This is a genomic window from Bifidobacterium sp. ESL0784 (assembly GCF_029433295.1).
GTDB lineage: Bacteria > Actinomycetota > Actinomycetes > Actinomycetales > Bifidobacteriaceae > Bifidobacterium.
The window spans coordinates 195,575-207,429 of the sequence record NZ_JAQTHV010000004.1 but is presented as its reverse complement, the minus strand read 5'-3'; the positions used below and the strand labels follow the sequence as shown (position 1 = coordinate 207,429).

General features: G+C 54.4%; 11 protein-coding genes and 1 riboswitch. Of the genes, 2 read left to right on the top strand and 9 right to left on the bottom strand.

What is annotated here, in order from left to right:
* The 3 genes from PT279_RS07460 to PT279_RS07450 form a co-directional block, all read right to left on the bottom strand.
* On the bottom strand, positions 1-519 hold the full coding sequence (locus PT279_RS07460; protein WP_277166793.1) for a gluconokinase: 519 nt from the start codon (positions 517-519) through the stop codon (positions 1-3).
* A gap of 199 nt (positions 520-718) precedes the next feature.
* Entirely contained in the window at positions 719-2,002 is a 1,284-nt protein-coding gene (locus PT279_RS07455) for a solute carrier family 23 protein (protein ID WP_277166792.1), read from the bottom strand.
* 127 nt (positions 2,003-2,129) lie between these two features.
* The gene (locus PT279_RS07450; RefSeq protein ID WP_277166791.1) at positions 2,130-2,942 is read right to left on the bottom strand and encodes a histidine phosphatase family protein; all 813 of its coding nucleotides are present in this window, start codon (positions 2,940-2,942) and stop codon (positions 2,130-2,132) included.
* Between the two features lie 321 nt (positions 2,943-3,263).
* Here PT279_RS07450 and PT279_RS07445 point away from each other — a divergent pair, with 321 nt between their 5' ends.
* The gene (locus PT279_RS07445) at positions 3,264-4,916 is read left to right on the top strand and encodes an ABC transporter substrate-binding protein (RefSeq protein WP_277166790.1); all 1,653 of its coding nucleotides are present in this window, start codon (positions 3,264-3,266) and stop codon (positions 4,914-4,916) included.
* A gap of 401 nt (positions 4,917-5,317) precedes the next feature.
* Here PT279_RS07445 and PT279_RS07440 read toward each other — a convergent pair whose 3' ends face one another.
* The 6 genes from PT279_RS07440 to ychF all read right to left on the bottom strand — a co-directional run bounded on the left by PT279_RS07440 (position 5,318) and on the right by ychF (position 9,678).
* On the bottom strand, positions 5,318-5,773 hold the full coding sequence (locus PT279_RS07440; protein ID WP_277166789.1) for an Hsp20/alpha crystallin family protein: 456 nt from the start codon (positions 5,771-5,773) through the stop codon (positions 5,318-5,320).
* Between the two features lie 435 nt (positions 5,774-6,208).
* Positions 6,209-6,634 (bottom strand): nuclear transport factor 2 family protein, encoded by a 426-nt coding sequence (locus PT279_RS07435; RefSeq protein WP_277166787.1) that lies wholly within the window; start codon positions 6,632-6,634, stop codon positions 6,209-6,211.
* Positions 6,635-6,801: 167 nt separating this feature from the next.
* Positions 6,802-7,149 carry a DUF488 domain-containing protein gene (locus PT279_RS07430; protein ID WP_277166785.1) on the bottom strand — a complete coding sequence of 116 codons (348 nt, stop codon included), beginning with the start codon at positions 7,147-7,149 and terminating at the stop codon, positions 6,802-6,804.
* 186 nt (positions 7,150-7,335) lie between these two features.
* On the bottom strand, positions 7,336-7,545 hold the full coding sequence (locus PT279_RS07425) for a zinc ribbon domain-containing protein (protein ID WP_277166784.1): 210 nt from the start codon (positions 7,543-7,545) through the stop codon (positions 7,336-7,338).
* Positions 7,546-7,674: 129 nt separating this feature from the next.
* On the bottom strand, positions 7,675-8,361 hold the full coding sequence (locus tag PT279_RS07420) for an SDR family oxidoreductase (protein ID WP_277166783.1): 687 nt from the start codon (positions 8,359-8,361) through the stop codon (positions 7,675-7,677).
* Between the two features lie 228 nt (positions 8,362-8,589).
* Positions 8,590-9,678, bottom strand: a complete 1,089-nt coding sequence (gene ychF, locus PT279_RS07415; protein ID WP_277166782.1) for a redox-regulated ATPase YchF — start codon at positions 9,676-9,678, stop codon at positions 8,590-8,592.
* A 451-nt stretch (positions 9,679-10,129) separates the two neighbouring features.
* Here ychF and PT279_RS07410 point away from each other — a divergent pair, with 451 nt between their 5' ends.
* Complete coding sequence (locus tag PT279_RS07410) at positions 10,130-11,455, top strand: serpin family protein (RefSeq protein ID WP_277166781.1); 1,326 nt, start codon at positions 10,130-10,132, stop codon at positions 11,453-11,455.
* A 112-nt stretch (positions 11,456-11,567) separates the two neighbouring features.
* Positions 11,568-11,745: riboswitch (Lysine riboswitch) on the top strand.
* Positions 11,746-11,855 lie beyond the last annotated feature (110 nt).

Genomic DNA, 11,855 nt, shown 5'->3' with positions numbered 1-11,855 from the left:
TTACATTTGTTCAGTGGCAATATATTTTTCGGCAACCTGAAGCGCGCTTTCCTCGACTTGCCGGGGGCTTCCGGAAATATCAATATCGCAACCTGTTTCATCGGGCTGCAAAGGCTCAAGATCGGCGAACTGGCTCGGAAGCAGCGAAACCGGCATGTAATGGCCCTTGCGCCGTTTCATCCTTGAACCGATCAGTTCCTCGGAACCCACCAAATGAATGAACAGTACGTCGAGATTTTGACGCAGCACATCACGATAAGCCCGTTTCAAAGCGGAACAGGAAACCACCGTCGACACATTTTTGGCGTCCTTGTCGCACATCCACTGATTGATGGTCTTGAGCCATGGCCAACGGTCATCATCGTCCAGCGGGATGCCATGGCTCATTTTCTCGACATTGGCCTTGGGATGGAAATCGTCACCCTCCGCCATTTCGAAACCGAATTTGTCCGCGAGGGCTTGAGCCACGGTGGTTTTCCCGCATCCCGAAACGCCCATGACGATGATGTGTGTGCTCACGACGATTCTCCTTTTGGTACTGCTCTTACTTTAAAACATACGGCTGAGCAATCAACAGGATGTCAGTATTTGCCTTGCCAGGCGCCGCATGACGTTCTTGATTGAATAATGCCGGATGACAGAATGTCTGTCAATCCGGCATTATCGTTGCCTTACGAGGGCAAGCCGAGCATTTGATGTGTCAGCGATTACCGCCGCATCACTCGGTGCCATCCTTGGCGATAGCTCCGGTAGCGCGGCCGATGGCGCGCAGGCCGTGGTACATGACGAGCACCGCGACGGTGCCGATGGCGATGCCGTTGAACTTGACCCCGCTGATGGCGAAGCCAAAGTCGGCGATGCCGATGATCATCGTCACCGCGGCAGTCATGTTGTTGAGCGGCTTGCCGAAATCGACGTGGTTGTCGACCCAGATGCGCACGCCGACCATGCCGATCATGCCGTAGAGCAGGGTGGTCACGCCGCCCAAGACGCCGGCGGGAATCGTGTTGATGATGGCACCGAACTTCGGGCAGAGACTCAGGATCAGGGCGAAAGCGGCGGCACACCAGTAGGCGGCGGTGGAATAGACGCGGGTGGCGGCCATCACGCCGATATTCTCACCGTAGGTGGTGGTGCCGGAACCGCCGCCAAAGCCGGCGATGGTGGTCCCAAGACCGTCGGCGAAGAGAGCGGTGCCGATGTGGTCGTCATAGTTGCGGCCGGTCATCTGCGCGACCGACTTGACATGGCCGACGTTTTCGGCGATCAGGACCATGACCACCGGGATGAACATCGGCAGGACGGAGAAGTCAACCTGCGGAAGGTAGAAGTGCGGGAAGCCGATCCATGCAGCCTTGCCGACCGCAGCGAAATCGACCTGGCCACGGAAGCAGGCGTAGGCGTAGCCAACCAATACACCAAGCAGGATGTTGAGGCGGCCGAGCAGGCCCTTGAAGAGCACCGCGATGAGCAGGACGGCGACCAGCGTGACCGCAGCGGTGTCGGGGGCCTTCTGGAAGTTGTTCCAGACCGATGGCGCGAGGTTGAAACCGATGATGGCGACGATGGCGCCATTGACCACCGGGGGCATGATGATGTCGATCCACTTGGCGCCGGCGAAGTGCACCAGGATGCCGATGAGCGCGAGCAGCATGCCGGTGACCATGATGCCGAAGCTGGCCACGGCAATGCCCTTGTGTGCGGTGGTGACCGCGACGATCGGGGCTATAAAACCAAATGAGCTACCCAAATAACTGGGTAGCTCATTTTTATTAATCAACAGGAACAACGCCGTCGACATCGCCGTGAAGAACAACGTAGTGGACGGATCGAAGCCCGTCAGAATCGGAACGAGGAACGTCGCACCGAACATCGCGATGACGTGCTGGGCACCAATGCCCGCCGTTCGGCCCCATGTCATGCGCTCGTCGGGGTCGACCACTTCTCCGGGATTTAACGTCTTGCCATCACCGTGCAGTTTCCAGGTGAACATGTTGCTCATCCTTGACTCTCCTTTTGGGCATACTTCCGCCACTAATTGAAAATAGGGGATTCACCGCGCGACCTTGATTTCGTCGCGCGCCGTTGGATATTATAGCGGCCCCTTTGACTTCGGCGTGTCGGTTTTCTCACAGATGCGGAGTAACGGACTGGACGACGTCTACGAGGTCGCCATTGGAGAGGAAGGGACGCTGGAACTCGCGCCACGGGTCGACCTTAATCGTCCAACGGCCGGTGTCCTTGTCGTAGACAGGGCGGGCGGTCTGTTCGAAACGGATGCGTTCGTCGGTGCGCCCGGTGTTGGGGTCCCGGCGCGAATAGTGCAGGCAAGTGCAGTTGGTGATCTTCCAGCTGTCGCTGTCGGCGCGGCGCAGAAACTCCTCGTCGGAAAGGTCCTCGAGCGTCAGCATCAGCGAAAGCATGAAATCACCGTGGGTGACCGCGATGACGGACTGGGCTTCGGCACGGCGGTTCAGTGACGTGAGCAGATTATGCGCACGGTTCTCGGCCACGTCGGCAATGGACTCACCGGCCGGCGGACGCCAGTAGAGCGGGTCGGTTTTCTTGAACATCCAGTTGCGCTCGTAGTTGTTCTTGAACACGTCCTGGGTCACGGTGCTGATCTCACCCCACGAACGCTCACGCAAGACGCGGGTCTCCTCCCACTTGGCCTTGGGCAACGCCATAGTCGCCGCGGTCTCGCGGGTACGAACATAAGGCGAGACCAGATAGCGGTCGAAGAGCTGCTGCTGCTCGACCAGCCAGCGGCCAATGCAATAGGCCTGCTTGCGTCCCGTCGCCGTGAGCCTCCATGAACGGTCCGGCACGGTGACATTGTCCTGCGTAAACAGGGAATTGTCGCCGTGCTCCCCAGCCTTGACGATGACGTTCGCCTCCGACTCCCCGTGCCGAATCACATACAAATCCAATGGCATACCCATATGCCCACCTCAATTCCCTACATGGACCTCATAATAAATACTGCCATCAATCATAATCCCATGTTCAGCGGCCAGGCGGAAACGTAAATCGCAACCGAACCGAACCCGGCGATATTTGTAAAAAGCAAAAAATTATTCCGCTATCCCGGCCGGTAACGTCTATCAAAGTTTGATAGACTGTCATAAACAACGCCGATAATCTCACGTTCACCTATCCGCAAAAGTTACGCCAGAAACACTTCGCTAACAGGGATGAAGCCGATATGGTTGATAATACACAACTCAAAGCTGTAAAAACCCCAGCGAGAAAAGGTCGTCCATATGTCCACTCGAAACACCGTTAAAACCGCCATCATGGGCTTGGCTCTGACTCTGAGCATCACCATGGTCCTGGCCGGTTGCGGCGCTTCGAGCGGCAGCCCCGAGCAGACCGACCACTCTTCCGGCTCGGGGCAACCGGTGGTGGTCAACAACGTCGAACCCGCCGCAGGGCTTATCCCCTCCGACACCGATGACACTGCCGGATGGAAGGTCGTCACGCAACTGTTCGAAGGACTGGTCACCTTCGGCAAGAACGGGAAGGTTGTCAATGCCGGTGCGCAATCAATCACTCCCAACGCCGATGCCTCCCAATATACAATCGCGTTGAAGCCTGGACTCACCTTCTCGAACGGCGAGCGCATCACGGCCGAGACCTATGCCAAATCGTGGTCGTTTGCGGCCAACGCAGCCAACGGGATGATGGGAGCCTCCATCTTCTCCACCATCGCAGGCTACGATGCCCTGCAAAACGAAAAGGGCAACCCCAAGGCTCAGCTTTCCGGGCTGCACGCCGTGGACGACAACACGCTCAAAGTCGATATCAATGGTCATGATTCATCATTCGGCTATAAAGTGGGCGACGTGGCGTTTCTGCCGATGCCTTCCAACGCCTATAACAACATCAAGGCGTTCGGGGAACATCCCGTCGGTAACGGCCCATACAAACTCGCGTCCTGGACCCATGACCGTGAGATACGGATGACCCCCAACAAAAGCTACAAGGGCCCTCGCAAACCGAGCAACCAAGGCCTTACTTTCAAGCTCTACACCAACGCCGATTCGGCATATTCGGATCTCGAAGGAGGCAATCTCGATGTGCTCGACACCATTCCCAACTCCGCGCTGACCACGTTCCGCTCAGACAAGGACGTGACCCCTTACATCAAACCCGGCCCGGCCTTCAAATCCTTCACTATTCCGCAGAAGCTCAAACATTTCAGCGGGGAGGAAGGTCGTTTGCGTCGTGAGGCGATTTCGCTGTCCATCGATCGCAAGGATATTGCGACCAAGGTATTACATGGAACCGCCACAGTGGCCACGGATTTTACCGCCCCGACCATCGAGGGCTATACCAACAAACTCGCCGGCTCCGACGTCATTGGCTACAACCCCAAAGAAGCCAAGGAACTTTGGAAAAAGGCCGATGCCATCTCCCCCTTCGACGGACAATTCCGCCTGGCCTACAGCGCCGACAGCGGTTTCAAACCCTGGGTGGAATCCATCGTCAATTCCATCAAGAACACGCTGGGAATCGACGCCACACCTTATGCGCTGCCCACACAGAAGGAATTCAGCGGGGCCATTCACAACCGGACCATCAACGCCGCGTTCGCACAGGGGCTTCAGTCGGATTATCCGCATCCGGAAGGCTACCTGGTCCAAGCCTATGACTCCTCGGCCGCCGACGGGAAAGGCCTCAACAATGGCGATTACAAGAGTCAGGAATTCGATTCCTTGATTGATAAGGCCGCCGCGCAGCCTTCGCTATCGAACTCGATCTCGACCTATCAGCAGGCCGAAGAAACGCTATTGCGCGATCTGCCCGTGATACCACTCTGGTATGCGAACGTCGCAGCCGGCAGCTCCAAAAACATCAGGCACGTCGATTTCAATTACATGGGACTGCCCGAGTACGAGAAAATCACCAAGTAATGCATGCAGATATAGGCGCGGAACAAACTCAGATGCCGAGTGCCGTCATGTCTGAACAGGCCAAGTGTCGTGTATATTGGATTCCATAACGCATATGCAACAAAGGCGACGATAAGACCCGCCCGGCGTCGCACTTCTTGCATCCCAGCGCACAAATAACGTTAAACACGACGATAACACCAAACCGGCGTCGCGTTTAACGCACTCATATGTGCGCATACATGCACATATGTTAGTTGGCCATAGGCAAGCAATGATTGCTCTAAAAACGACTCGTCTTTACAGCACAACCGTGCTCATTGCGCCCACGGTTCATCCCCCACTTGCACACGAAAGGCCGTTTGGCTGGCGTTCCCAACCAAACGGCCTACATTTATCGGTTACAACAACCTATCGGCCAATCAGCCCTCGATGGCGATCTGGTGCTTGGCCTCGACCTTCGGCTGTGGCTGCACCTTGGCGATTTCGAGGCTCAGCGTGCCGTCCTTGTAGTTGGCGTGCACGTCGGAATCCTTGACCTCGTCGCCGACGTAGAAGCTGCGCGAGCAGGTGCCGACGTAACGTTCGCGACGCAGCCACTTGCCCTCATCGTTCTTCTCGCCATGGTTCTCATCGCGCTTGGCGGAGACGGTCAGATAGCCGTCATGAAGTTCAAGAGAGATGTCGTCCTTGTTGAAGCCGGGCATATCGATGGAGACGTCGTAGGCCTTGTCGGTCTCACGAACATCGGTCTTCATCATGTTGGTCGAAGAAATCGGGTTGCCCATGCGGGAGCTCGAATCTCCCCAACCGGTGAAGAACGGATCGTCGAACATATCAGAGAACGCATCATGCATCAAAGCCGGAAACATAGCCATAATCAATACTCCTAAGTATTTGAGGCAAGCCGTGACGCCCGCGGTCGGAAGCTGAACCGACCGGGTGACGAGACGCTCCGGAACCTTGCGGCTCCAAGTCTTTATCTTGTCACTTAGTCCAACCGATATTCCGGCTCCTGCTTCCCAATTTTAACCTGCAGTGAACAAAACTTGAGTCTCCTTGACTCAAGTTTTGAAAATCTTATTTGTCATGACCAGCATGATTTCTTCAGATACTCTGCAAAGCTCATCTTTAGCCAAGTAAATGACCGCCATTGGATGCAAAACCGCTCTTTTTGAGGTTTGCTGACCTTGGTGACTACAGGCCTCTTTGTAAACCCATCCGCCTCGAGCACAAAGAAACGGGCCCATCGTTGTTCACGATGACCCGTTCTCAAAGTATCCAAAACGTTGAAGCCGTTCGGACGTAACCTTTTATTCGCCCTTGTACGGATAATCACGGCGACGCTTGGCCGTAAAATCGCGGAAGCGCTTGATCTTGTTCTGCCTGTTAAACTCGACAACCGAAACCCCGTCGAAATCATAGGATTCGCCCTCGCGCTCCTGACCTGCGAACGTCCAGAACACGGTGATCGACGGCTGCCCCTCACGCCCGCGAGCATGGGTAAAATTAGCTATCTTCCAGGTCGTCACGGTCTGATGCTCCATTGAATCCTCAATCCAGTGATGAATCTGGTTGCGGTTCTCATAGATGTGCCCGTCGGATTCCTCATAGACACAATCGGGAGCGAAAATCGCGTCGAGCTTGTCGAAATCACGCGTCACCCACATGTTGAAGTAGTCGGAAATGGCACGCTCACGCTTGTGTGCCCTCGGTATCGATAACGTCACTGTCGCCATAATTCTTATCATACGCTATACAAACTGCTGCACACGGCCTAAATACAGAATTTTTCGATGAAATTTATGACATCACGGCGTTAGGAGCCAAATCCGCGCTGGTACACGTTCGATCACCTTTCATCATTAAGCAGTAACCGGCATCGACAAGAAACCCATCACGGAAATCAACCTTCGAGATAGTCTTTCAATACCACCGCTTGGTTGTCCTCCGAATCCTTCGCCCCGTATAGCAACGTAACCTTGGGCTGCTCGCGGCATATCGAAACCAGCTTGTCGACCGTTTCCTTATTCTCTTCCAGCTCCTTACGATACTTATCCGCAAACTCATCGAACTTGGCGGGATCGTGGCCGAACCATTTACGCAGCTCGGTGGTGGGTCCAATCTCTTTAAGCCACAGATCGAGCTTCGCGTTCACCTTGGAAATACCACGCGGCCAAAGCCTGTCGACCAACACGCGATAGCCGTCACTGTCTTCGGCCGCCTCATATACCCGCTTCAACGCAATCGTCATGTCCTGCTCCTTTGGCTTCTATGCCTCAGCGTAGCGCAGACAGGGCAGGAACAACAGAGCAAGCGGGTACTAGCGAAAAATTCAAGATTCCCTCATAAGGAAATCAAGACTTTCGATAAGTATTTCAACCAATAACCGCAATCAAGAAATCATGATACGAATGTCAAACAGAAAAAGTCGAAACCGTCAGCTCATCAGGAAATCGAGGATGTTCATGCCGGCATCAGTTTCGGCGCGATAGAGCTCGGTATAGCCGCATTGCGTGCAGCTGACGGTGATGAACTTCTTGTTCTGCACGTTAAAGAGCTTGGCGAATTCGCCACCAGTCGCTTGGAATTGGTCGGAAGTATAATGCTGGCAGCCGCATTTCTCGCATACGTATTGTTTCTGTTCCATCGGTGGGCCTTCCTATCTATTCAAACATCTCTTTGTAGTCTAAGATACAACACTGCATAAAAAATCGCTGCTTCCAACGTTTACTCCATTGTAAGCAGCGATAATAATAGAGCCGAAAAGATTAGGGGCTCAGACAAGAACCTCGTCAATCGGCTTGTCGCCGTCGTAGAAATCGATGGTCTTGCGCTTGGCGATGTCCGCAGAAAGCACGCGGGCGATGACCGCCGCGACGTTGCCACGCGAAGTCTTGCGCTGCTCGTTGGTTGCCGGCTTGCCATCGATCATCGTACGGTCATCGGTCAAAACGATCTTGTCGGTTTCCGGTTCAAGGGTCAGCAGGCCTGGACCCAAAATCGCGTATTCGAGCGAAGAATCACGCAGATGGGCGTCGGCGTCATGCTTGGACTGCGCATAGGTGATGAACGACTCGGGCCAGCCCATCTCCTGCGGATCACGATCAGCCGTGTCGTAAGAAACCATGACAAAGCGGCGCACGCCAGCCTTTTCGGCGGCCTCCATCGCATTAACTGCGGCCTGATAATCCACGGCATGGGTACGAACGTCATCCCCACCGCCGGCACCCGCCGAGAATACGACGGCGACAGCGCCTTCGAACAAACCAGCAAAGCTGTCGACATTGGCATGTTCCATATCGAAGACCACCGGATTCGCGCCAGCCTTCCGCACATCATCGGACTGCGCGGGATTGCGGATGACCGCGTCAACGCTAAAGCCCGCTTCCTTGAGTTTCGGCTCGGCGAGCAGCGCCACCTTGCCATGCCCACCCAAAATCACCACTCGTCGCTGATCAGCCATATCGATTCCTTTCGAAAGGTTTGAATATCCATCATTATTGATGAATCCCAATCACCATTATCATGCCACAAAACCGATTTACGCCCACAGAATCAAACCGTTTGGCTTGCACACATTGTAAGAAGTCAAGACTCGGCGAACAAGATGAATATATAGAACACAGAATACTCAGAATATGAAAGTGCGCCTTTTGCTATTCAAAAGGCGCACTTAGGGTCTTGCGAAAGCTCACACGTTGAATTTGAAGTCTACGATGTCACCGTCCTGCATCACGTAGTCTCGGCCCTCCTGACGGAGCTTGCCTTCCTCCTTGATCTCGTTCATGCTGCCCTTGGCGGCGACGAAATCGTCGTAGGAGACGATGTCGGCCTTGATGAAGCCACGCTCGAAATCGCTGTGGATCACGCCGGCGGCCTGCGGGGCGGTCCAGCCCTGATGAATCTGCCAGGCGCGCACCTCCTTGACACCAGCGGTGAGGAAAGTCTGCAGGCCAAGCACATCGAAGCCCACGCGTGCCAGCTGGTCGAGGCCGGATTCCTTGAGCCCTGCATCGGCGAGCATCTCGCGGGCATCGGCCTCGTCAAGATCGGTCAGGTCGGACTCGAACTGGGCGTTCAGGAAAATCGACTGCGCGGGCGCCACGGAATCAGCAAGCCGCTTCTGGAAGTCCTTGTCACCAAGCTCCGTATCGTCGACGTTGAAAACGTAGATGAACGGCTTGGCAGTCATCAGATGCAGGTCGTAGATGTCGGCCTTGTCGATCTTGCCGGCGGATGCGGCGTGATCGATGGTCTCCCCCGCCTCGAGAATCGACTGCGCCTTCTTGACCGCGTCCAGGTATTCCTGCGTGACCTTCTTGCCGCGCAGCTCCTTCTCGAGCTTCGGCAGCGCGTTCTCGATGGTCTGCAGATCGGCGAGCATGAGTTCGGTGTTGATGGTGTCGATGTCGTCGGAGGGGTCGACCTTGCCGTTGACATGGACGATATCGTCATCCTCGAAGGCGCGCACGACCTCACAGATCGCATCGGCCTCGCGGATGTTGGCCAGGAACTTGTTGCCCAGGCCCTCGCCTTCGGAGGCGCCCTTGACGATGCCGGCGATGTCGACGAAAGTGACGGTGGCAGGCACGATCTTCTCGGTGCCCACCAGCTCGGCGAGCACTGGCAGCCGCTTGTCCGGCAGCGGCACGATGCCGGTGTTGGGCTCGATGGTGGCGAACGGGTAGTTCTCCGCAAGCACGTTGTTGCGGGTCAAAGCATTGAACATGGTGGACTTGCCGACGTTGGGCAGACCGACGATTCCGATAGTTAAAGACATACCTCAAGTCTACCGGCGAACCGGACGAAAGCGATTCGCTCCGCACAGTACGCAAACGCCCAGTTTGCCAAAATTAGCTCCACGCTCCAAGGGCAGAAATCATACCCCTTATACACTTCTCGAAAATCGCAATAAACAATCTCAGATGCGAATCAAAATGATGACAGATCACCGGCATCTCAAACCATTCAGTTGCCTTAGCAAAGCAGAACATTGACAGTGCCATCACGTCTCACATCGACAATGATCTCCAATGGCGGCAGATGAATCAATCAAAACAGCCTCGATGTCGTTTATTCGGAGACTCGACACAGGGAATTGGACTATCAGATCGAAACGATACCTATTAAAATAGGGAGCAATCGTTATCGGCGAGCAAGGGCAGCATCACCGATGACAGAAGGATGCAGATGAGAAAACACGGCATTCCCGACGGGGAGGACACAACACAATGAAACATCACGTCAAGAAAAGCCCCGACGCACAACAGACCCTCGAATCAACGGATTCTCTCTCAACCTCATACGGACCAGAAGGTATAAGATCACAACGCCGACACCGATTTTCACGCATCACGACCCGAATAGTGAGCGTGTGCATCATTGTGGCTCTCCTCATCGCAGCAGCATACGGGACATGGACGCTAATCCTCCACCCCAAAGCAACGCCACCGAGTAAAACCGCCAAAGCCAGCGTCCAACAATTTGCGTACAGCAGCTCTTCACTTTTTCTTTCCAGCCGAGACTTGTCTGACGACAAAGGCAACACCAATTATTCCCCCGCTTCGATGTGGACGGCACTTTCCATGGCCGAACAAGGAGCTGCCGGCACTACGAAAAACGAAATGCAGACTGCCCTCAACGACGATAAACAGCCCAACACAGACGATTATCATTCACTGATGCTCTCCATCAACGGCAGACGTCATAGCAAATCAAAGATGCAGACCGACAATTCGATATGGATTCAGAAAGGACATCCCCTCGACGAGGATTTCAAGAAGGACATGAAACATAGCTTCGACGCTCAAATGACAACGTTCTCAGACGATGCCTCTAAGCAAATGAGCTCATGGGTGGATAGGAAAACTCACGGGATCCTCAAGCCTAATTTCGCTCCTGACGACGCAATCCTGACGCTCCTCAACACCGTGTATGCAAACGGGAAATGGCAAGACCCATTCGACGCGGACGACACATCCGACCAACCGTTCCACGCAGAGAAAGGAGACTCGAAGGTCTCCATGATGAGCCAGAGCGGAACGATGGATATGGCCAGAGGCAAAGGGTTCAGGCGCCTCGACAAAGCATTCGACGACGGATCCAAACTGAAAATCGTGCTGCCCGACCAAAAAACAGCGGCAAACGACCTAGCAGGAAAAACCGACTCGCTACGCGCCATGTTCAACGCGAAAAGCGAACCAACCAAAGTCAATCTCAGTCTTCCGAAGTTTAAGATAGCCAATACGTTCGAGGATTCAATACCAATTTTAAAAAAGCTCGGCATTCGTTCCGCTTTCAACCCATCACGCGCGAATTTTTCCAAAATGACCAACAAAGATTCCCTCTACATCGGTCAAATCATCCAAGGCACCAGCATTGACGTGAGCGAAACCGGTGTCAAAGCTGCCGCGTACACCAAAATCGAGACGATGGCCACCGCGCCAAATCCAGGAATAGATAAATCTGAATCATTCATTGTTGACCATCCGTTCGTCTATGAATATGACACGCCTGACGGAGTCCCACTGTTCATCGGAATCGTACGAAATCTGTAATCAACCGATGAACAAGGAAACAAATCAATGAACCAAATACGACATCATGGTGGTTATCAGTGGACAATCTCATCATTTGTCGTGAAAATCCCCTATAGTCGCTCTTGTTATCAATCACAGAAGAGGTCGCTGAACCCATCAGTAACCGACCAGAGGCACGGCGGTGCCCGCGAAGGCCGGCAAAAGGGAGTTCAGCCGAAATTTCCGGTCGCCTCCGCGGCAGGAAGTTGGGCCTGGGTTCAAGAAATCCAGGACTGTCGCGGTCAACGCCGCGGAGCGCTATCGATGGGAATCGTTTGTGAGGCTTTTTCGCGATGAGGCGTGGGCTTTCCCGTGACTCATCCGGCCAAGAACGTAAACGGCAATCCCACCATCTGTAGGCTTCTTCCCTATCGGAAGG